This is a genomic window from Amycolatopsis albidoflavus (assembly GCF_039525725.1).
Taxonomy (GTDB): domain Bacteria; phylum Actinomycetota; class Actinomycetes; order Mycobacteriales; family Pseudonocardiaceae; genus Amycolatopsis; species Amycolatopsis albidoflava.
This window is the reverse complement of sequence record NZ_BAAAHV010000003.1, coordinates 71,286-90,801: the sequence shown is the minus strand read 5'-3', so window position 1 is coordinate 90,801 and position 19,516 is coordinate 71,286. Positions and strand designations below refer to the sequence as shown.

Genomic DNA, 19,516 nt, shown 5'->3' with positions numbered 1-19,516 from the left:
ATGGCACAGTAAGTGTTCGTGCTGGTCCCCGTGACGAAGGAGACATCAGTGAAGCTCGCCGCGGCCGGTCTCCTGCTCCTGTCCACGCTGGCGGTACCGGGGGTCGCCAGCGCGGACAGCCCCAAGCTCTCCCACGTGACCACGGTCGGCGTGCACAACACCTACGATCCCGCCGCGTACCCGTACCTCGCGCAGGCGCTGGACAACGGCTCGTCCCTGCTCGAACTCGACGTCTGGCCGGACTTCTTCACCCACGAGTGGAAGGTCAGCCACTCCAATCCGCTGGGCAACGGCAACAATTGCGTCGACGCGCATTCGGCGGCGGACCTTTACTCCGGCGGGACGAACAAGGATCTCGAATCGTGCCTGGACGACATCCGGATCTGGCTCGGCGCGCATCCCGGGCGCCCGCCGCTCACGCTGAAGATCGAAATGAAGACCGGCTTCTCGGCGAATACCGGCCTCGGCCCGGCCCAGCTCGATGCCGCCTTCCGCGACCACCTCGGCGACGCCGTGTTCAAGCCAGCCGATCTCCTCGGCACCCACGCCACGCTCGATGAAGCGTCCAAAGCGGACAATTGGCCAACGCTGGACGCGTTGCGGGGCAAGGTGCTCACCGAGATCATCCCGGGCACGGTCGAAGAGGGAAACCCGACCGACACGCTGCACACCGACGTCGAGTACGCCGGCTATCTGCTGGACCAGAAGGCAGCCGGAAAGCTGAATTCGGTGCAGATTTTCCCGACCGTGCACGGTGCCGCGGGCGGCGATCCGCGCGACAAATACTCCGCGGAGCAGAAACCGTGGTTTGTCGTTTTCGACGGGGACGCCAGCGAATGGCTCGCGAAGGCCGGGATGTCCTGGTACGACGAAAACCACTACTACGTGGTCATGACGGACGGGCAGAACGTCGCGCCCGCGATCGACGACCACAACCCGACCGTCGACCAGGCGACTCAGCGCGTGGCGGAGCTGGCCAAGCAGCACGCCTCCGTGGTGACGTCCGACTGGACCGGCCTCACGACCGTGCTGCCGACGGTGGATTCGCGCGGCTAGAACCGAGGCGGCGGTTTCAGCACGGACATCCGGTATTGGTACACCGCTTGCGCTTCGGCGATCCCCGGCCGCGGCGTGACGCCCGATTTGCGGATCGTTTTGACCGCCGAAGCGGTGCGATGTTCGGTGACCAGGCCGTCGACCTCGTGCTGAACCTCAAGCGGCAGCCTCGCCCACAACGCTTCCGGTGTCTCGCTCATCCGGCCAGTGTCGCATTCACTGCGGGTTCGCGAGCCGCCAGAACGGGGAAACCGGGCCGACTCCCGCACCCAGCGGATAAGCCTCCAGGACGCAGCGTTCGATGAACCGCTTCGCCTCCGCGACCGCAGTGGGCACGTCCGCGCCCTTCGCGAGCGACGAGGTGATCGCCGACGCCATGGTGTCGCCGCCGCCGTGGGTGTTTTCCGTGTCGATGCGCGGTCCGCTCAGCTCGATTACCGCCGAGCCGTCGGTGAGCAGGTCGACGCAATCGGCGGCGTCGTAGAGGTGCCCGCCCTTGACCAGAACCCACTGGGAACCGAACTCCAGCAACGCTTCCGCGGCTGTGTATTGGCTCTTTGTGTCGGTAACGCTGACGCCGGTCAGCAGCCGGACCTCGTCGAGGTTCGGCGTGATGAGCGTGGCGCGCGGGAACAATTCGGTCCGAATCGCTTCCAGTGCTTCTTCGCGCAGCAGAGCGTGGCCGGTCATCGACGCGGCCACCGGGTCGACCACGAACGGCGTGTCCGTGGTGCGTCCGATGTGGACTTCGTCGAGCGTTTTCGCCACTGCCTGAATGATTTCCGCGGTGGCGAGCATGCCGGTCTTCGCCGCGTTGACGCCCATGTCCTCGGCGACCGCTTTGATCTGCGCGGTGACGACGTCGACCGGAATCTCGGAGAACCCTTGCACGCCAAGCGAATTCTGCACGGTGACCGCGGTGAGCGCGACCAGCCCGTGCACTCCGTTGGCGAAGAACGTGCGCAGGTCCGCCTGCACGCCCGCACCACCGCCGGAATCGGATCCGGCGATGGTGAGGGCGGTGCGTGGGGTGACTGTCACTGGTTGACCACGGGCAGGTAGACCTTGTTGCCCTGCTCGGAAAACTCCGCGGACTTCTCGGCCATGCCCGCCTCGATCGCCTCCACAGAGGACAGACCGTGCTCCTCGGCGTACTTGCGCACGTCCTGGGTGATCCGCATCGAGCAGAACTTCGGCCCGCACATCGAGCAGAAGTGCGCGGTCTTGGCCGGTTCGGCGGGCAGCGTCTCGTCGTGGAAAGCCCGCGCGGTGTCCGGGTCGAGCGACAGGTTGAACTGGTCGTTCCACCGGAATTCGAAGCGGGCCTTGGACAATTCGTCGTCCCAGTCCTGCGCGTACTGGTGGCCCTTGGCGAGGTCGGCGGCGTGCGCGGCGATCTTGTAGGTGATCACGCCGGTCTTGACGTCGTCGCGGTTGGGCAGGCCGAGGTGCTCCTTCGGCGTTACGTAGCACAGCATCGCCGTGCCGTACCAGCCGATCTGCGCCGCACCGATCGCCGAGGTGATGTGGTCGTACGCCGGCGCGATGTCCGTGGCGAGCGGGCCGAGCGTGTAGAACGGGGCCTCGCCGGTGAGCTTTTCCTCCAGCTCGACGTTTTCCTTGATCTTGTGCATCGGCACGTGGCCGGGGCCTTCGATCATCACCTGCACGTCGTGCTCGCGCGCGATGTGCGTCAGTTCGCCGAGGGTCTCCAGTTCGGCGAACTGGGCGCGGTCGTTGGCGTCCGCGATCGAGCCCGGACGGAGGCCGTCGCCGAGGGAGAACGTGACGTCGTACTCGCGCAGGATCTCGCACAGCTCGGAGAAGTGCGTGTACAGGAAGGATTCCTGGTGGTGCGCGAGGCACCAGGCGGCCATGATCGACCCGCCGCGGCTGACGATGCCGGTGACCCGGCGCGCGGTCAGCGGGATGTAGCGCAGCAGCACGCCGGCGTGCACCGTGACGTAGTCGACGCCCTGCTCGCACTGCTCGACGATGGTGTCGCGGTAGATCTCCCAGGTGAGCTTTTCCGGCTCCCCGTTGACCTTTTCCAGTGCCTGATAGATCGGCACGGTGCCGACCGGGACCGGCGAGTTGCGCACGATCCACTCGCGGGTCTCGTGAATCCGCTTGCCGGTGGAGAGGTCCATGATCGTGTCGGCTCCCCAGCGGGTGGCCCACACCATCTTGTCGACCTCTTCCTCCACAGAGGACCAGACGGCCGAATTTCCCATGTTGGCGTTGATCTTCACCAGGAAGTTCTTGCCGATGATCATCGGCTCGGTCTCCGGGTGCTTGCGGTTGGCCGGAATCACCGCGCGCCCGCGGGCGACCTCGTCCCGCACGAACTCCGGAGTACAGCGTTCGCGCGCGGCGATGAACTCCATTTCCCGGGTGATCACGCCGGCTTTCGCCCAGCCGAGCTGGGTGTTGTGCTCCCGTCCGTCGGCCCAGCCGGACCGCAGCGGGTGGAGTCCATTGTGGACATCGATGTTCGCGTCCGGATCGGTATAGGGCCCGGACGTGTCGTACACGTCGAAGTGCTCCCCGTTCGACAGGTCGATCCGCCGCGCCGGAACCCGCAGTCCGGATTCGGTGCGGTGATAGACCTTGTGCGAGCCGGTGATCGGCCCGGTGGTGACGGACGGGGCGATGGCACCCTGGTTTTCCAGCGTCGTCAACGACGTTCACTCCCTACGCCGGCATTACCCGGTCAGGTTCATGCGGTCGGTGACGCCGGGTGTCCGCGAGATGGACACCAGCCACCCTCTCAGCCCGCCAAGGCGCGAGCTCCCGCGTTGCATTCGGTTGAGGTTGCTCTTGCGACGATGCCATGGCGCCTCGGTCGGACACAACCCCGCCGTGGTGTTTGATTGCCCCGGCTCTGCCGGGGCGCCGAGATCGCCGGGAAGCTGGTTTCTTCCCTCCCGATTTCGCCGGCCCGGGGGCCGTCGAAATCGCTCAGTCCAGAAACCAGCGCGATCTCGGGTTGTGGTCCGGAAGGTGCGGCGCGGGTCAGGCGTCGGCGGGTTCTTTCGGCGGCAGCCAGGTCAGGCCGGGCACACCCCACTTGTTTTTCTTCAGCATCTTCTTCGCCGCGCGCGCGTGGCGGCCGACTAGACGGTCCAGATAGATAAACCCGTCGAGGTGATCGGTCTCATGCTGCAGGCAGCGCGCGAAGTAGCCGGTGCCCTCGACCTCGATCGGATTTCCCTCGACGTCGAAGCCGGTCACCTTCGCCCACGTGGCGCGTCCGGTCGGGTACGACTCGCCGGGGGCGGAGAGACAGCCCTCCCAGTCGTCGTCCGGGTCCGGCATGGTCTCCGGGATCTCCGACGTCTCGAGCTTCGGGTTGACCACCACGCCCTTGTGCTCGACGCCCTCGTCATCCGGGCAGTCGTATACGAATACCCGCAGGTCGAGCCCGATCTGGTTGGCCGCGAGGCCCACGCCCTCGGCCGCGTACATGGTCTCGAACATGTCCTCGACGAGGGTGGCCAGCTTGTCGTCGAACTCGGTGATCTCGCGCGTGGGCTGGTGCAGCACGGGTTCGCCGGCGATGCAGATGGGGTGGACGGTCACGGACGCCGAGTTTAGTCGGACCCTTCTGGTACACCTGGATCGGACCGTGACGCGCCGTGTCGGATGCCCATGTCGAGCATGGGTTCCGTGGTTCAATGACGCCCGCGGAAGGACTGCCGACACCGATTGCGAGGACCGCATGGACGCCGCGGAGTCGATGGCTGGAAACCAGCCGTCGCCGCCGGAGAATGTCGGTGGCCTGACCGAACGCGAACTGGACATTCTCGCGTTCGAGCGGCAGTGGTGGCGCCACGCCGGGGCGAAGGAGAACGCCATCCGGGAGCGCTTCGGACTGTCCTCCACCCGTTACTACCAGTTGCTGAACACGCTGCTGGCCAAGCCGGAGGCCGTCGCGGCCGATCCGATGCTGGTCAAGCGGCTGCGCAAAACGCGCGCCGCCCGTCAGCGCAAACGCGGGGCCCGGCGGTTGGGGATCGAGCTGTCATGAGCGTCTTCTCGGGACTGTCCCGGCCGTTGAAGGCCGCGGGAGTCGCGCTGATCGGGATCGCGGTGGTCGCGGCCGTCATCGGCGGCGTCACCGTGCTCAACACGAGCGGCGACCAGAACGCCGGACCGAGCACGTCCGGCGAACCCACCGCACCCGGCGGATCGTCGTCCGCGCCGGAGCAGTCGTCCTCGGCCGCGCCCAGTTCCGCGCCGCCGTCGTCGCCCGCCTCGTCGGCCCCGGCCTCGTCGTCCGCCGCGTCGTCGGCTCCGGCGTCGGGCCAGCCCGGACAGCCCGGCGGCCAGCCGGGCCAGCAGCCAGGGCAGCCGGGCCAGGCGGGCCCGGACCAGCAGGCGTCGAACAAGTGGGTCACCCTGCGCGTCTACAACAACTCGCTGGTCAAGCACCTCGCCGAACAGGCCGCCGCCGACTTCCGCAATTCGGGCTGGAACGTCGCCGAGGTCGGCAACTACGCCCAGGGCAACATCCCGGCGACCACGGCCTACTTCCGGCCGGGCACCGACGAGGAAGCCGCCGCGAAGCAGCTGGCCAAGGAGTTCGGCTTCCAGGCCCAGCCCCGGTTCGACGGCATCCAGAACTCGAGCCCCGGCGTGATCGTGATCATCACGAAGGACTACCAGCCCGGCGGGCACAAGGGCAGCTGACCTTTCCCGATACCGGTGACGGCCCGCGCTACGGCGCGGGCTTTGTCATGTCCGCGGGGCCGCGCTCCGGGCGTTGGGCTGGTCCGCGTTCGGAGCGGCGAGCCGCGTGGCTCCTGCGGAGGTCCGTGAGGGGAACCCTGAGGGAATCAGAGTCCCTCAGGGTGGCCCTCACGGACCGCGACCTCGCGCGCCGCGCCGCTTCGGTCGGGTGCCGAGCGAGCGAAGCGGCGCCAACGCTCACGAGCAGCTCAACGCTCCTGCTGCGCCTGCGCGTAAGCCTCCAAAGTCGCCAACTGCGCCGCGTCCAGCGAAGGCCGCACCGCTTCCCGAGCCTTGTCCAGATGCGCCGCGGTCACCTCGCGTGCCTCCAGCGACTCGCGCATCGCCGTCAGCGCCGCCTCCCGGATCAGCGCGGCGCAGTCGGCGGCTGAGTAGCCCTCCAGCGCTTCCGCGGTGGCCGCGAGGTCCACATCGGACGCCAGCGGGGTGTGCTTGGCCGTCGCGGCGAGGATCGCGGCGCGGGATTCGGCGTCCGGCGGCGGCACGTAGATCCGCCGCTCCAAGCGTCCGGGACGCAGCAAAGCCGGGTCGACCAGCTCGGGCCGGTTCGTCGCGCCCAGCACGACGACCTCGCGCATCGGCTCCACGCCGTCCAGTTCGGTGAGCAGCGCGGCGACCACGCGGTCGGCCACGCCGGAGTCGGACGACTGGCCGCGGCGCGGGGCGAGCGCGTCGATCTCGTCGAGGAAGATCAGCGACGGGGCGGCGTCGGCGGCCCGGCGGAAGAGGTCGCGGACCGCGCGTTCCGATTCGCCGACCCATTTGTCCAGCAGCTCCGCGCCCTTGATCGCGAACACGTTGAGCGCGCCGGTGCCCGCGAGCGCCCGGACCAGGAACGTCTTGCCGCCGCCAGGCGGGCCGTACAGCAGCACGCCGCGCGGCGGTTCGATGCCGAGCCGGGCGAACGAGTCCGGGTAGCGCAGCGGCCACAGCACCGTCTCGGTGAGCGCTTCCTTGACCGACGTCATGTTGCCGACGTCGTCCAGGGTCAGGCCGCCGGTGGCCAGATTGTCCGAAGTGGACAGCGAGATCGGCCGGACGGTGGCCAGCGCGTCGAGCAGATCCTGCTGGGAGATCTTGGGTTCTTCGACGTCCCGCTGGCGCAGCGCGGCCCGCAACGCCGCGTCCCGGCGCAGGGCGAGCAGGTCGGCGGCGACGAAGCCGGGGGTTCGTTCGGCGAGGACGCCCAGGTCGGCCCCGGATTCGACCGGCACGTCGCGCAGCAGGATCCGCAGCAGTTCGACGCGCGTTTTCGCTTCCGGCAGCGGCAGCCCCAGCTCGCGGTCGAGCAGGTCGGCACCGCGCAGCCGCGGGTCCACCGACTCGGCCCGCGCGGTCGTCGCCACCACCGCCAGCCCGTCCTGGCGCAGCGCGGAGCGAAGTTCTTCCAGCACCACGGTGGCCACCGGAGGCGGCTGCGTGGCCGGGAGCAGCGCGTCGATGTCGTTGATCAACAGCACGCCGGGACCGTCGCCGTTCGTCGCCCGGTCGATGGCCTCGCGCAGCGAACGGTGTGCCGCATTCGGTTCCAGTACCGCGATATTCGGCGCGGTCACCGACACCACGCGCACCTTCTCGGCGGCGGCGACCGACCGCACCAGCGTGGCCTTGCCGACGCCTTCCGGCCCGGACAGCAGCACACCCAGATGCGCCGAAGTGCCCAGCTTCGCCAGCAGCTCCGGCCGGTGGAACGCCAGGTCGAACCACTCGGCCAGCTTGCGCGCCGCGCCTTCGGCTCCGACCAGATCGGCGACCGGCACCGGCTCGTCCAGCTCTTCCTCGCGAGCCTCGGTGACGACCTCTTCGACGATCTCCGCGTCGAGATAGTCCTCGGCGGCGGTGACCGCGGTGGTGCGGACGAGCGCGGTCGCGGTGCGCATCGGCGGTTCGCTAGTCGGCGCGCCGGTGCGGGCACCGTCTCGCCAGCTGACCACAGTGGACGGTCCAACCACGACAACGCCAGCCGGTTCGGTAGCGGTAACGGTCAGCAGTTCGTTGGTCCAGGTCGCCCCGATCACGCGGGACAACTGCCCGCGCACGGCGGCGACGTCCGATCCCGGCGCGGGCGCGAGGTCTTGCGGCAGCAAGGAAACCGCGTCGCCACGAGTGAGGACCTTGCCCGTGAGCGCGAGCCGCAACGTCTGCGGCGACACCGAAACGGACGCCAGCCGCGACCCGGACACGGTGACCGTGCGGGCAGCGGTGACCTCTGCCGGCGAGACCACGACCTCGCCGCCCTCGGCGACGCCGAGGTTCGACATGGTGACGTCATCGGTCAGCACGACACCCGGCATCGCTTCCTCGGCGGCGGGCGCGGCCAAGGCGGCGCTGCGCCGCGCGCCGGTGAGGTACACGGCGTCCCAGGCCCGCAGGCCGAGCGCGTCGAGCACTTCGGGGTGCAGCCGGACAACTCCCCGCCGCGCGTCGAGCGCGGACGGCGTGTGCCGGACGGTCAGGGTGATCTGCGGATCGCTCACGCTGCTCACCCTAATGAACCGGCGGGCGGTTGTGCGCGAACGAAAGGCCGCTTACGGCATCGCTGACCAGTCGCGGATCGCGGCGACGAACTCCTCGGGCGCGTCGGACTCCACGTAAAGCCCTACGCCGTCAAGGCTTACGGTCTGATGGTTCGGGAAGGACGCTTCCAGCCGCTCGCGTTCGCGGGGCCGGAAACCGATTTGAGCGTTGCCCCACACGATCAGCGTCGGCAGGTCGGGAAGGCCGGCCTCGATCTCGGCGAAGAAGGTCCGGCTGGCGAGGATCCGGCCGGGGAGCACGCCGGAGGCCTGGCGTCGCTCGGGCGTGTCCATCGCACGGCGGTAGTGGGTCATCTCGGCCTCGGTCAGCTTCCGTTTTCGGTGGCCCATCGGGAGAAACGCCTTGACGACGAGGTTGAGCCTGCGCGCCAGGAAGCGCATGGGAGGTCCGCCGGCGATGCGGCCGAAAGCCTCGAAGTACGGGTCGCCGTTGACCGGCCAGGCCCAGGCGTTGACGAGCACCAGCCGTTCGAAGACTCCGGGCAGGCGCTGTGCGGCGGCCAAGCCGATCGGACCGCCCCAGTCCTGTCCGACCAGCGTGACCCCGCCGAGGCCGAGCGCGTCGACGAACCCGGCGACCACGTCGGCGTGCTCCTCGGGCAGGCCGCGATAGCCGGGTTTCGGCGTCGACAGCCCGAAGCCCGGGTAGTCGAGGGCGACGCACCGGAAGTCGTCGCGCAGGGCGCGGATCACGTCGCGCCAGAGGAACGACCAGGTCGGATTGCCGTGCAGGAGCAGCAGCGTGGGGCCGGATCCCTCGTCGACGTAGTGCACGGTGTGCCCGTCGATGTCGACGAAGCGGCTTTCAAACGGGAACAGTTCGTCGTCGACCCAGCCGGGCCGTGCACTCTCAGCCATATCCGCCCCTCGAACTCGTCGGCTGTCCTTCGACACCCGAGCTACTGCTTCGCCCAGCCGTCGAAGGACAGGATGTCACCGACCGGCGGACGGGCGGCGGGGGAGAACTCCTGCTGGGTCGAATACGCGACCGCGAGCAGGCCGATCTGCGCGACCTCCTCCGGAATCCCCAGAATCCGCGCGACGTCCGCCTCCCTGCCGCCGAGGTGGTAGCTGCACAGCGAACTGGCCAGCCCGTGCGTGCGCAGGGCGAGCTGGAAGCTCCAGATCGCCGGGTAGATCGAGCCGTAGTACGCGGAAAGCTCGGCGGTGCCCGTCGGCACCGGGCCGGGCATGCACGGCAGGACGAGCGCGGGCACCTGGTCGAGGTGCTCGACGAGGTGGCGAGCCGAGTCCAGCATCCGCTTGTCGACGAGGTGCGCGTACTTCCGCCACGATTCCTCCGCGGCTTCCCGGGTGACGGCCGCGATTTCCTTGCGCATCGCGGGATCGAGCACGACCACCCAGCGTTGGGCGGCGAGCAGGGAACCGGCGGCCGGGGCCTGCTGCGCGATCCGCAGGCAGTCCTCGAGCACGGCCCGTGGAACCGGCCGCGCAAGGTCGAGCTTTCGCCGGACGGAGCGGGTTGTGGTGAGCAGGGTGACGGCATCCACTGTGGACCTCCCAGGCTGCGTACTTACAGCGTAAGCGTACGGTGTAAGTACGAGGCTGTCGAGGACTTACGCCGTAAGCTCGCGGGATGGCCCGGGAAACCCTGACGCGCGAGAAGGTGCTCGACGCGGCCCTCGCTTTCGTCGACCAGCACGGCATGGCGGCGCTGTCGATGCGCAAGCTCGCCGCGGAGCTGGGCGTCGAAGCGATGTCGCTCTACAACCACGTGCGGAACAAGGGCGACCTGCTGGACGGCCTCGTGGCTCGGATGTTCGAGGCGGTCCCCGTGCCCGATCCGGACGCGCCGTGGGACGTCCGGATCCGCGGCCTGGCCGAGGGGCTTTACGCGCAGTTCCGGCAGCATCCGGCGGTGCTACGGACCCTGGTCGCGGAGGAGGCCAACCCGCGTTCGCCGGGGGCGTTGAAGGTGATCGACAGCATGCTCGGCGCCCTGCTGGACGCCGGGCTGGACGACACCGAGGCCGTGCGCGCGTACCGCTCCCTGACCGGCCTCACATTCGGGGCCGCGCTCACCGAGGAAACCGGCCTGGCCGGGGCACCGCTAGATCGCGCCGAGCCGGTCGACGACTGGTTCCGCCGCATGGCGACGCCCAGCGAAACGCCGAACCTGCACCGCCTGTTGCCGGTGCTGACCGACGCTGATTGCCGACAGGACTTCGAGGCGCAGCTGGACCTGCTGGTGTCCGCGCTGGGAAAGGCCTGAAACTACCGGCGCCGAATGCCGATCCGACGCCAGCTGCGACGCCGCTGAGTCGGCCCGGACGTGGCCGAGCTGTGGTCCCGCTCCCGCAGGTTCCGGCTCCGCACCAGGTCCGAATTCGTCCGCCGCACCGCGCGCATCGCCGCACCGGCGACCCGGCCAGAGGCCGGACGCAACCGCAGCCGTCGGTGGCTGCGGGCCCGGCGGATCGCGCGGCGTTCCCGCGGCGGCACCTCCCAGGCCTCCGGGTGCGCGGCGAGCCAGCGGTGCCGGTAGACCGAATACGGGATGTGCAGCAGGTACAGCACCAGTGCGATCGCCAGCGCCACCAGCGGGAACACGATGATCGCGGCGGCCAGCAGGCCGACGCCCACCAGCAGCGGCGCGATCGCCTTCGCCGGGGCCTTCACGGTCTTGAGCGACAGCGTCGGGATGCGGCTGATCAGCAGCGCGGCGACCGCGATGGTCCACACCAGCACCACGTACTGCTCGGACCACCAGCCCTCGCCCCACTGCAGCGTGGCGATCAGCGGCAGCATCGCGACCAGTCCGCCGGCCGGCGCGGGCACGCCGACGAAGAACTCGGCGGCGTACGGCGGCTGGTCGGTGTCGTCGAGAAGCGTGTTGAAGCGGGCGAGCCGCAGGATCATGCAGACCGCGAAGATCAGCGACGCGACCCAGCCGATGCGGTCGCCGTGCGCCTGCCAGATGTAGAGCACCAGCGCGGGCGCGACGCCGAACGAAATGCCGTCCGACAGCGAGTCGAGTTCGGCGCCCATCTTGGACGTCGCGTCGAGCAGCCGGGCGATCCGGCCGTCGAGGCTGTCGAGGACGGCGGCGATGCCGATCGAGCCGATCGCCATCGCGTAGTTGCCGGTGAGGGCGAACTGCACCGAGGAGAGACCGGCGCAGAGCGCGAGCACGGTGATCGCGTTCGGCAGCAGCCGGACGCCCGGGGTGGTCACGCGGACCATGGTCAGCTTTCTCCCAGCGCAGGAAGTTCGGCGAGCACGGTTTCGCCGCCGACGGTGCGCTGGCCCTTGGCCACCACGACCCGGCTGCCCGGCGGCAGGTAGGTGTCGACGCGCGAGCCGAAGCGGATGATGCCGTAGGTCTCGCCCGCGGACACCTTGTCGCCCTCGCGGACGTCGCACCGGATGCGGCGCGCGACCAGACCGGCGATCTGCACGACGACGAGCTCGTGGCCGTCGACGGTGTGCAGCACCAGCGAATTGCGCTCGTTGACCTCGCTCGCCTTGTCGAGGTCCGCGGAAAGGAATTTGCCCGGCTTGTACGCGACCTTCGAGATCACGCCCGCCGCCGGCGTGCGCTGGACGTGCACGTCGTAGACGGAGAGGAACACGCTCACCCGCATCCGCGGCTCGGCAGGGAGGCCGAGTTCGGCGGGCGGAACCGCTTCTTCGATGAGCGAGACGGTGCCGTCGGCGGCCGAGATCGCGACGTTGTCCCGCAGCGGGGGCACGCGCTTCGGCTCGCGGAAGAACGCCGTCATGCCCGCGGTCGCGAGCGCGCCGACCACGCCGAGGCGCTTGGAGAACCGGCGCGCCACGATCGTCGCGGCCAGACCGCCGAGGAGGAACGGCCGTCCTGCCGGGTGCATCGGCGGGAACGTCTCGCGGGCCAGCTGGACAGCGTGCGCGAGGGGGTTACCGGTGGGCTGGCCGCTCATGGGTCGAGTTCCCCGCTGTTCGTCTCGGTCGGTGTAAGGGTCCGATTTGGGCTTCCCCACGCTACCGCCCGCCTGCGGCGGACCCGGCGGCCCCTGGTCGTAAGGGTTGCCCCGGCGCGGGTGGGCGCGACCACAAACCGGTAACGACGCGTCGAACAATCCGATAACACCGGGTAGTTGACGCCGCTCGGGACCGGTGCCCGGGCCGACCTGGCGAGGGAGACGATGGCGGTACCCGATCTGCTCGCGCAGTTGCTGCGCGCCTGGCGCCGGGATGTGCTTTCGGCGCCCGTTCCCCAGCTCGTCGACCCTGTGCACGCCGCCCGGCTCGTGCGCGACGCGGCCCGGGTGCATGCGTCCCCCGACGAAGCACGCACCCGGGCGCGGAACGGGTCAGTTTAGTCCGCGACCGGGGTGTTCTGACAGATCGTCGGGAAACCGTTACCAACGGTCACGATCGCGCCGGCCCGCGGTCGCGGCGCTGACCAGCCGCAACACGAGGAGCAGCACGATCGCGCCCAGGATGGCGACGCCGAAGCTCGGGAAATCGAACTCGAAGTGTTGCTGCTCACCGGTCGCGAGCCGGTAGACGAAGCCGCCGAGGGCCGCCCCGACCACGCCGACCAGCACGCTGACGAGACAGCCCTGCCGCTGCCGTTCCCGGCCGCCGACCACGAGGTTCGCGATCCAGCCGACCAGCGCGCCGAAGACGATCCACAGGATGATGCCCATGCTCGCGAGGATACCTTCGGGCTATTGCACAAGAACTGTTGTACAACTACTCTTGTGCATCATGGAGGTCCGCGATTCCCAGGTGCTGGCCGCGATGTCGCATCCGCTGCGCCGCCGCCTGCTGGACATGCTGAAACTCGACGGCCCGGCCACCGCGTCGGTGCTCGCGGAGAAAACCGGGCAGGCGGTGGGCAATGTGAGCCACCATCTGAAGGTGCTTTCCGGGGCCGGTCTGGTGGTCGAAGCGCCGGAATTGGCGCGGGACCGGCGGGAGAGGTGGTGGCGGCGTCCTTCTGAGGCGTTGTCCTGGGCCACCGCGGATTTCGCCGGGGATCCGGTGGCGGAGGTCGCGGAGACGGTGAGCCTCGATCGGCAGATGACCTTGTCCCGGGGCTGGCTTTCGGAATTGGAGACCGCTCCGGAGGAATGGCGTGACGCGTGGTTCTCGTCTGATGCGTGGATGCGGTTGACGCCTGCGGAATTGGCGGAGCTGAATGAGCGGATGGCCGCGCTGTTCGCGGAATTCGGTGCTAAAGCGGCTTCTGATCCTTCGGCGGAACGGCAGTCGGTATTCGTGTTTGGGCGTGGCTTCAGAGCTGAGCCGTGAAGGGTGCCGCGTTCCGTCTCTTGTGGACTGGGCAGACGGTCAGCACAGTCGGCAGTGCGGTGGCTAGTGCGTCGGTTCCGTTGGTGGCGTTGCTGGTGCTGCACGCGTCGACGTTCGAGGTCGCTTCGCTGACCGCTGCTGCGTGGATTCCCTGGCTTGCGGTGGGTTTGCCCGCCGGGGCTTGGGTTGACCGGTGGCCTAAGCGCCGGGTGATGCTGGTCTGCGACGCCATCCAGATGGCGGCTTTCCTTGTTGTGCCTATTTCGTGGGCCGCTGGATTTCTCTCTGTCGGGCTCCTGCTGGTCGCCGCTTTGGTCGGCGGCTTCGCTAAGGTGTTCTTTTCTCTTGCCTATCGGGCTTTCCTTCCTTCCGTTGTGGACGATGCCGATCTGCTGGGCGCCAACGTCCGGCTTCAGGGCGCGGAATCCGCGGCGCAGGTCGGCGGTCCTGGGTTGGCCGGGCTGCTGGCTTCGGCGTTCGGGCCGGTCAGCGGTGTGCTCGTGGACGCGTTGAGCTTCGGGTTTTCCGCACTGTGCCTGGGTTTCCTGCGTGCGGACGAACCGCCTCCGGGCCCGCGTACGCGTTTAGGTGTCGAAATCGCCGAAGGACTGCGAATCGTGACCCGGGATTCGTACCTGCGAGTGCTGGTCCTCTCCGGCGGGGTCGCGAACCTGGCCCTGAACGGTTTTTACGCCGTGGCAGTGGTTTTCCTGGTGGACGTGCTTGGCCAGGGCCCTGGTGCCGTCGGATTCGTGCTCGCCCTCGGCGAAGTCGGCGGAGTGCTCGGCGCGACGTTGGTGAGCCGGGTCGCCCGACGAACCGGCACCGCTTGGGGATTCCTGTGGTGCGAGGCGCTGGTAGTACCGGCGATGCTGCTCGGCCCGCTGGCTCGGCCAGGGTGGGGTCTGACGCTGTTCGTCCTCGCCGGAGCGGGAATCGCGGCGGGCGTGGTCGGATCGAACGTGCTGGGCGCGACGTTCCGGCAGCGGTATTGCCCGCGCCATCTTTACGGCCGGATCAGCGCGAGCTCGTCGATGGTCAACTACGGCACCATCCCGCTGGGCGCCTTGCTGGGCGGGGCGCTCGGACAGACCGCGGGGGTGCGGGTGGCGATGTTCGCGATGGTGGGCGTCCAGCTGGCGTCGCTTGTGGTGCTGTTGCTGGGACCGTTGCGGCGGGCACGGGACTTTCCCCAAGTCGCACTGGCTGTGGACAACCCGGCTGAAGTGGGCGGGGTTGTTGGTGGGGGCGGATAGACTGGACCAGGGCCGTCCCCCGGAGAGGGCGGGGGCTGCGTTGGCGGAGCGGACTCGCAGAAGCGATGGCAGAAGGCTTTGGGCGAACTGCGGGTGCTGTGGGTCGGCGTCCGATGCGACAGTGCGGTGGCCGCGGGCCGCGAGGTCGCACGAGGCGATCGTGTCATCGGCATGGCGGCGTCCCAGGCGGAGATGGTCCACCGCGGCATGGTCTATGACCTGGAGGTGGACACCACGCGCACCGAGTCGCTGGAGTGCGCACGGACCATCGCCGCACGGGTCGGCTGATCGGCGAGAAACGCTCGGCGGGGAAACCTCAGCCGAGCATTCTCGCCGAATCCGGCTGCGACGATCCCGCGAATTCGCCGAGTGCTTGGCGACAGAGAAAATCGCCGGGAGTGCGGCATCAACTTGCTGCGCCGTCAGAACGCGGCCTTGAAGCACGAGCGTGATGGGCACGGCAGCATCGGGGAACAGCCCACTCAGCAAGAAAAACCACCGAACAGACCACTGCTAAAGCAGCAGCACCTCAACCTCATCCCCCTCCGAAGCCGCCGAAACCTCCTCCGGCAACACGATCAGGCAATTAGCCTGCGTAAACGCCGCGAGCAAATGTGACCCCGGCCCACCCCGCGGCCCGACAACCCCAGTCACCTCACCAAGAACCGGCGTATAAAACCCCCGCCGGAACTGTCGTCGGCCGGCCGGGGACGTCATGTCCTCAGTCAACCGAGCCCGTACTCGCAGTCGGTCCACGTCCGAATGGCCCATCGCCGAAAGCACGGCCGGTCGCAAAAACGCCTCGAACGACACCAGCACACTCACCGGATTCCCTGGCAGCGTCACCACCGGCACGCCATTCCACCGCCCGCACCCCTGCGGCCCGCCTGGCTGCATCGCGATCTTCTGGAATTCCACGCCCTGTCCGGTCAGCGCGTCCTTCACCACTTCGTACGCCCCGGCCGACACTCCGCCAGACGTAATCAGCAGATCCACCGACTCCAGCCGCGGCTCGATGATTTTGCGGAATTCCTCCACATCGTCGACCACGCTGCGCACGACCTCGACCTGGCAGCCGAGCCCCCGCAAAGCCGCCGCCAGCATCACGCTGTTCGATTCGTAGATTTGCCCGTGCTGCAACGGGTTCGGGGCTTCCACCAGCTCCGTGCCGGTCGACACCACCAGCACCGACAGCGGCCGGAACACCTCAAGCTCAGCCAAACCGACCGCGGCGGCGAGGCCCAGGTGCGCGTGGCTCAGCACGGTGCCCGCGTGCAGCGCGGTGGTCCCCTTCGTGACGTCCTCGCCAATCCGGCGGATGTGGCTGCCGACAGCGGCCGCGCGGGAGATCTGGACTTCCGACGTACCGCGGTCGGTGTCCTCCACCATCACGATCGCGTCCGCGCCCGGCGGCAGCGGCGCGCCGGTCATGATCCGCTGAGCGGTACCCGATTCGAGCGGGTTGACCTCGACCCGGCCGGCCGGGATGTCGTCGGCCACCGGCAGCGTCACCGGGACCTCGGCGACGTCCGCGGCGCGCACGGCGTACCCGTCCATCGCGGAGTTGTCGAAGGGCGGCAGCGCCACGTCGGCGAGCACGTCGCGGGCCAGGACGAGCCCGGCGGCTTCGGCCACCGGAACAGTGCGGACGGGCGCGCGGCCGAGCAGTTCGGTCACGGTCTCGCGGTAGGCGTCGACAGAGATCACGCGGACCATCCTCCCTCTTGCTGCCCGTCGTGCAACACTCTCCCGGCACAAGCCGGGGAGTACGGGGAGAGTTCTGATGCAGTTTCGGGTCCGCAACCAGGCCGGGCGCGCCGCGCTCGCGAACCCCCGCTGACATGCGCGTCCACACCAGGCACACGCCGGGGTTCGGCGTCGCCCGCGTGCTGCTCGCCCCCGGCGAAGCCGTGCAGGCGGCCGCGGAATCGTTGCTGGCCAGCAGCTTCAACGTGGCCGAGACGAACCAGAACCGCGGCCGCAAGGGCGGCCCTTCGGTGTTCACCGCGCCGCAGGAAGGCGGCTGGGTCGATCTCGCTCCGCTCGGTCCCGGCGACGTCTATCCGCTCGAATTGACCGGTTCCACCGGCTGGTCGGTGCACCGCGAGGGCGTGCTCGCCCGGCCGAGCACGGTCCGCGTCGACCAGAACTGGGCCCCGCTGCAGCAGTTGTTCGGCGCCGATTCCGGGTTCCTCGAGCATTACAGCGGCCGCGGCCCGCTCCTGCTCACCGCGCCCGGCCCGGTGGATTCGTTCGACCTCGGCCGCGGCGAGATCGTGACCGTGCGCCCGGACTATCTGCTCGCCTATCCCGACACCTTGCAATGCCGGTTGCGCGCGCTTGACCCGAGCGGTCCGCAGTCGCTGCGAACCGGCGAAGGACTCGTCCTCGATTTCGCCGGACCGGGAACCGTGCTCGTCCAATCGCGCAACCGGCGAGTGTCGCAGGCGTAAGGGGAATCTGCCGATTACCCCATTGCCGGGAGCGCTGATTCCGGTAGCGTGAACTCCACTTCGCACGCTGATGGACAGCGGATTCTTGTCCCGAGGGAGGGCGCCGTGGCAGTCGGCACCGTCAAGTGGTTCAACTCGGAAAAGGGCTACGGGTTCATCGAATCCCCCGAGGGGCCGGACGTCTTCGTCCACTATTCGGCCATCCAGGCCGACGGATTCCGCACTCTCGACGAGGGCGATCGGGTGGAGTTCGAAGTCCAGTCCGGCCGCGACGGCCGAAGCCAGGCCGCGGACGTCCGCAAGGTCTAGCGAGGCAGGTCCGCTGACCGGTTGGGCGAACCGGCAGTGGCAGCGGATACCGGCGCGTTAAGCTGCGCTGCGTGACAGGCGACGTGTCGGGGGACCTCACCGGTCGCCAGCTGGGCCACTACCGCATCGACTCGGTGCTCGGCAAGGGCGGCATGAGCGTGACCTACCAGGCCACGGACACGCGGCTCGGCCGCAAGGTGGCGCTGAAGGTCATCGGTGACCACCTCGGCGCGGACGCCGAGTTCCGCGAACGGTTCGTCGACGAGGCACGCAACACCTCCGCGATCGACCACGCCAACGTCGTCCCGCTGTACGACTTCGGCGAACTCGACGGCATGCTCTACATCGCCATGCGGATGGTCGACGGCGGCGACCTCGCCGGCCTGATGTCCGCGGGCCCGATCAGCCCGTCCCGCGCGCTCAGCCTGCTCGACCAGGTCGCCGACGCTCTCGACACCCTGCACAACCACGGCCTCGTGCACCTCGACGTCAAACCGGCCAACGTCCTCGTCACCAGCCGCGAGACCTCGCGCGAGCACGTCTACGTCGCCGACTTCGGCCTCACCCGCCGCGGCGCCACCGGCCACCGCACGCGCGGCGGCGACTTCCTCGGCTCGCCCACCTACGCCGCCCCGGAGCACCTGCGCGGCGAACCGCTCGACGGCCGCACCGACCAGTACGCCCTCACCTGCGTGCTGTTCGCCTGCCTGACCGGCAACCCGCCGTTCCGCGGCGACGTCCCCACCGTCATCAAGGGCCACCTCGGCGGAGAGCCGCCGTCGGTGGCGAGCGTGGTGGCGCTCCCCGCGGCCGTGGACGACGTGATCCGCAAGGGCATGGCGAAAAGCCCGAACGACCGCTACCCCAACTGCGTCGCGATGATCGCCGCGGCCCGGGTCGCGCTCGGCCCGCTCGCGACCTCGGACACCCCGCCGGGCCCGGCCCGGCCGAACGGACTTCCGGAGGCGGGCATGCAGCAAGGACCTGGCGGCGCGGGCGGAACCGGTGTTCCCGGCGGAGCTGGTGGTGCTGGCGGACCTGGTGCCGGTGGACCTGGTGCCGGTGGACCGGCCGGTCCTGGCGGGCCAGGCGCTCAGCCGGGCGGCCCCGGGGCTGCGGGACAAGGTCCTGGCGCTCCCGGCGTCGGCGTACCGGGTGCGCCCGGCGGCCAGGCCGTTCCCGGCGCGTGGGCACAGCCCGGCCAGCCCGGATACGCCACCCAGGGCGGCTACGGCGGCCCCGCCGGTTACGGCAACCAGCCGCCGCCCGGTTATCCAGCACAGCCCGGCCAGCCCCAGCCGGGTCAGCCGCAGCCCGGACAGCCACAGCCCGGACAACCCGGCCAGCCGCAACCAGGCCAGCAGGGCTACCCCGGCCAAGCACCGGCAGGCCCGCCTCCCGGCTACGGCTACCCCGGCCAGCCCGGCCCCGGCCAACCAGGTCAGCCGGGACAGCCAGGTCAACCGGGCCAGCAACCTCAGCAAGGCCCCCCGCCCGGCTACGGCGGCTACCCGAACCAGCCGGGCTACCCCGGTCAGCCGAACCAGCAGGGCCACCCGCCGCAGGCCTTCGGCGACCCGATGCGGCTGCGCCCGCCGTCCCCGGCAGGCGGCGCGGGCGCGTTCGAGAAGCAGTCCAAGAGCGGCGGCCTGAAGTGGCTGTGGATCGCGCTGGGGTTGCTCGTCGTGGCCGGACTGGTCGTCGGCGCGATCTTCCTTTTCAGCGGGGACGACAACGGCACCGGCGGAACGGCTCCGACGTCGTCCGCGCCCAACATCCCGGTCGGCCCCGGCGGCTCGAAGTCCGCCGGTCCGTCGTCGCTGCGCCCGCCGCCGTCGTCGATCCACATCCAGCCGAGCCACTGACCCGGCCGACCTGCTCTCCGAAGAGCACC

At 69.4% G+C, this 19,516-nt stretch carries 21 protein-coding genes and 1 pseudogene; 11 read left to right on the top strand and 11 right to left on the bottom strand.

What is annotated here, in order from left to right; genetic code table 11:
* Positions 1–48: 48 nt before the first annotated feature.
* The gene (locus ABD156_RS01395) at positions 49–1,056 is read left to right on the top strand and encodes a phosphatidylinositol-specific phospholipase C domain-containing protein (protein ID WP_377926692.1); all 1,008 of its coding nucleotides are present in this window, start codon (positions 49–51) and stop codon (positions 1,054–1,056) included.
* Here ABD156_RS01395 and ABD156_RS01390 read toward each other — a convergent pair.
* The 4 genes from ABD156_RS01390 to ABD156_RS01375 all read right to left on the bottom strand — a co-directional run bounded on the left by ABD156_RS01390 (position 1,053) and on the right by ABD156_RS01375 (position 4,638).
* Positions 1,053–1,256, bottom strand: a complete 204-nt coding sequence (locus ABD156_RS01390; RefSeq protein ID WP_116200384.1) for a hypothetical protein — start codon at positions 1,254–1,256, stop codon at positions 1,053–1,055. The two genes, ABD156_RS01395 and ABD156_RS01390, sit on opposite strands and share 4 nt — an antisense overlap.
* A 16-nt stretch (positions 1,257–1,272) precedes the next feature.
* Complete coding sequence (gene thiD / locus ABD156_RS01385) at positions 1,273–2,097, bottom strand: bifunctional hydroxymethylpyrimidine kinase/phosphomethylpyrimidine kinase (protein ID WP_344265012.1); 825 nt, start codon at positions 2,095–2,097, stop codon at positions 1,273–1,275.
* On the bottom strand, positions 2,094–3,737 hold the full coding sequence (gene thiC / locus ABD156_RS01380) for a phosphomethylpyrimidine synthase ThiC (RefSeq protein ID WP_344265009.1): 1,644 nt from the start codon (positions 3,735–3,737) through the stop codon (positions 2,094–2,096). Before thiC ends, thiD begins: the two co-directional genes overlap by 4 nt.
* Before the next feature lie 334 nt (positions 3,738–4,071).
* Positions 4,072–4,638: a peptide deformylase gene (locus tag ABD156_RS01375; RefSeq protein WP_182896458.1), complete on the bottom strand. Its 567-nt coding sequence runs from the start codon at positions 4,636–4,638 to the stop codon at positions 4,072–4,074.
* A 139-nt stretch (positions 4,639–4,777) separates the two neighbouring features.
* Between ABD156_RS01375 and ABD156_RS01370 the strand changes: the two genes are divergently transcribed.
* Both ABD156_RS01370 and ABD156_RS01365 read left to right on the top strand, forming a co-directional pair.
* Complete coding sequence (locus ABD156_RS01370; protein ID WP_009084016.1) at positions 4,778–5,086, top strand: DUF3263 domain-containing protein; 309 nt, start codon at positions 4,778–4,780, stop codon at positions 5,084–5,086.
* On the top strand, positions 5,083–5,748 hold the full coding sequence (locus ABD156_RS01365) for a LytR C-terminal domain-containing protein (protein ID WP_344265002.1): 666 nt from the start codon (positions 5,083–5,085) through the stop codon (positions 5,746–5,748). The genes ABD156_RS01370 and ABD156_RS01365 overlap by 4 nt, the downstream gene beginning before the upstream one ends.
* Before the next feature lie 248 nt (positions 5,749–5,996).
* Here the strand turns inward: ABD156_RS01365 and ABD156_RS01360 are convergent, their stop codons facing one another.
* The 3 genes from ABD156_RS01360 to ABD156_RS01350 are packed head-to-tail and all read right to left on the bottom strand — an operon-like array spanning position 5,997 to position 9,856.
* Positions 5,997–8,285 carry an AAA family ATPase gene (locus ABD156_RS01360; RefSeq protein ID WP_344264999.1) on the bottom strand — a complete coding sequence of 763 codons (2,289 nt, stop codon included), beginning with the start codon at positions 8,283–8,285 and terminating at the stop codon, positions 5,997–5,999.
* A 51-nt stretch (positions 8,286–8,336) separates the two neighbouring features.
* A complete protein-coding gene (locus tag ABD156_RS01355) occupies positions 8,337–9,203 on the bottom strand; it encodes an alpha/beta fold hydrolase (RefSeq protein WP_344264996.1) in 867 nt (288 codons plus the stop codon).
* Positions 9,204–9,244: 41 nt separating this feature from the next.
* Positions 9,245–9,856, bottom strand: a complete 612-nt coding sequence (locus ABD156_RS01350) for a nitroreductase family protein (protein WP_344264993.1) — start codon at positions 9,854–9,856, stop codon at positions 9,245–9,247.
* An 86-nt stretch (positions 9,857–9,942) separates the two neighbouring features.
* On the opposite strand from ABD156_RS01350, the gene ABD156_RS01345 reads away from it, so the two are divergent.
* Positions 9,943–10,578 carry a TetR/AcrR family transcriptional regulator C-terminal domain-containing protein gene (locus tag ABD156_RS01345; protein WP_344264990.1) on the top strand — a complete coding sequence of 212 codons (636 nt, stop codon included), beginning with the start codon at positions 9,943–9,945 and terminating at the stop codon, positions 10,576–10,578.
* Positions 10,579–10,580: 2 nt separating this feature from the next.
* Here the strand turns inward: ABD156_RS01345 and pssA are convergent, their stop codons facing one another.
* Both pssA and ABD156_RS01335 read right to left on the bottom strand, forming a co-directional pair.
* Positions 10,581–11,549 (bottom strand): CDP-diacylglycerol--serine O-phosphatidyltransferase, encoded by a 969-nt coding sequence (gene pssA, locus ABD156_RS01340; protein WP_344264987.1) that lies wholly within the window; start codon positions 11,547–11,549, stop codon positions 10,581–10,583.
* Positions 11,550–11,551: 2 nt separating this feature from the next.
* Complete coding sequence (locus tag ABD156_RS01335; protein ID WP_344264984.1) at positions 11,552–12,265, bottom strand: phosphatidylserine decarboxylase; 714 nt, start codon at positions 12,263–12,265, stop codon at positions 11,552–11,554.
* 225 nt (positions 12,266–12,490) lie between these two features.
* On the opposite strand from ABD156_RS01335, the gene ABD156_RS01330 reads away from it, so the two are divergent.
* Positions 12,491–12,667: a hypothetical protein gene (locus tag ABD156_RS01330; protein WP_344264981.1), complete on the top strand. Its 177-nt coding sequence runs from the start codon at positions 12,491–12,493 to the stop codon at positions 12,665–12,667.
* Positions 12,668–12,706: 39 nt separating this feature from the next.
* On the opposite strand, the gene ABD156_RS01325 is transcribed toward ABD156_RS01330, so the two are convergent.
* Entirely contained in the window at positions 12,707–12,997 is a 291-nt protein-coding gene (locus ABD156_RS01325; RefSeq protein ID WP_344264978.1) for a GlsB/YeaQ/YmgE family stress response membrane protein, read from the bottom strand.
* Between the two features lie 61 nt (positions 12,998–13,058).
* Here ABD156_RS01325 and ABD156_RS01320 point away from each other — a divergent pair, with 61 nt between their 5' ends.
* From ABD156_RS01320 to ABD156_RS01310, 3 genes and pseudogenes are all read left to right on the top strand, one after another.
* Positions 13,059–13,604: an ArsR/SmtB family transcription factor gene (locus ABD156_RS01320; protein ID WP_344264975.1), complete on the top strand. Its 546-nt coding sequence runs from the start codon at positions 13,059–13,061 to the stop codon at positions 13,602–13,604.
* On the top strand, positions 13,601–14,860 hold the full coding sequence (locus ABD156_RS01315; protein WP_344264972.1) for an MFS transporter: 1,260 nt from the start codon (positions 13,601–13,603) through the stop codon (positions 14,858–14,860). Before ABD156_RS01320 ends, ABD156_RS01315 begins: the two co-directional genes overlap by 4 nt.
* Positions 14,861–14,914: 54 nt before the next feature.
* Positions 14,915–15,148 (top strand): annotated as a pseudogene (locus ABD156_RS01310) (phosphotransferase-like protein); the annotation flags it as partial.
* Between the two features lie 225 nt (positions 15,149–15,373).
* Here the strand turns inward: ABD156_RS01310 and moeA are convergent.
* Complete coding sequence (moeA, locus tag ABD156_RS01305; RefSeq protein WP_344264969.1) at positions 15,374–16,567, bottom strand: molybdopterin molybdotransferase MoeA; 1,194 nt, start codon at positions 16,565–16,567, stop codon at positions 15,374–15,376.
* 134 nt (positions 16,568–16,701) lie between these two features.
* Between moeA and ABD156_RS01300 the strand changes: the two genes are divergently transcribed.
* From ABD156_RS01300 to ABD156_RS01290, 3 genes are all read left to right on the top strand, one after another.
* On the top strand, positions 16,702–17,313 hold the full coding sequence (locus ABD156_RS01300; RefSeq protein WP_344264966.1) for an AIM24 family protein: 612 nt from the start codon (positions 16,702–16,704) through the stop codon (positions 17,311–17,313).
* 105 nt (positions 17,314–17,418) lie between these two features.
* Positions 17,419–17,622 carry a cold-shock protein gene (locus ABD156_RS01295; protein WP_009083993.1) on the top strand — a complete coding sequence of 68 codons (204 nt, stop codon included), beginning with the start codon at positions 17,419–17,421 and terminating at the stop codon, positions 17,620–17,622.
* 71 nt (positions 17,623–17,693) lie between these two features.
* Positions 17,694–19,487, top strand: a complete 1,794-nt coding sequence (locus ABD156_RS01290) for a serine/threonine-protein kinase (RefSeq protein ID WP_344264961.1) — start codon at positions 17,694–17,696, stop codon at positions 19,485–19,487.
* Positions 19,488–19,516 lie beyond the last annotated feature (29 nt).

What these genes read in the sequence shown, in the direction of transcription:
- pssA (WP_344264987.1), bottom strand. Translation starts at nt 11,549, where the DNA reads ATGGTCCGCGTGACCACCCCGGGCGTCCGGCTGCTGCCGAACGCGATC.
- ABD156_RS01325 (WP_344264978.1), bottom strand. Translation starts at nt 12,997, where the DNA reads ATGGGCATCATCCTGTGGATCGTCTTCGGCGCGCTGGTCGGCTGGATC.
- ABD156_RS01345 (WP_344264990.1), top strand. Translation starts at nt 9,943, where the DNA reads ATGGCCCGGGAAACCCTGACGCGCGAGAAGGTGCTCGACGCGGCCCTC.
- ABD156_RS01355 (WP_344264996.1), bottom strand. Translation starts at nt 9,203, where the DNA reads ATGGCTGAGAGTGCACGGCCCGGCTGGGTCGACGACGAACTGTTCCCG.
- ABD156_RS01370 (WP_009084016.1), top strand. Translation starts at nt 4,778, where the DNA reads ATGGACGCCGCGGAGTCGATGGCTGGAAACCAGCCGTCGCCGCCGGAG.
- ABD156_RS01320 (WP_344264975.1), top strand. Translation starts at nt 13,059, where the DNA reads ATGGAGGTCCGCGATTCCCAGGTGCTGGCCGCGATGTCGCATCCGCTG.
- ABD156_RS01330 (WP_344264981.1), top strand. Translation starts at nt 12,491, where the DNA reads ATGGCGGTACCCGATCTGCTCGCGCAGTTGCTGCGCGCCTGGCGCCGG.
- ABD156_RS01300 (WP_344264966.1), top strand. Translation starts at nt 16,702, where the DNA reads ATGCGCGTCCACACCAGGCACACGCCGGGGTTCGGCGTCGCCCGCGTG.
- ABD156_RS01390 (WP_116200384.1), bottom strand. Translation starts at nt 1,256, where the DNA reads ATGAGCGAGACACCGGAAGCGTTGTGGGCGAGGCTGCCGCTTGAGGTT.
- ABD156_RS01365 (WP_344265002.1), top strand. Translation starts at nt 5,083, where the DNA reads ATGAGCGTCTTCTCGGGACTGTCCCGGCCGTTGAAGGCCGCGGGAGTC.
- ABD156_RS01335 (WP_344264984.1), bottom strand. Translation starts at nt 12,265, where the DNA reads ATGAGCGGCCAGCCCACCGGTAACCCCCTCGCGCACGCTGTCCAGCTG.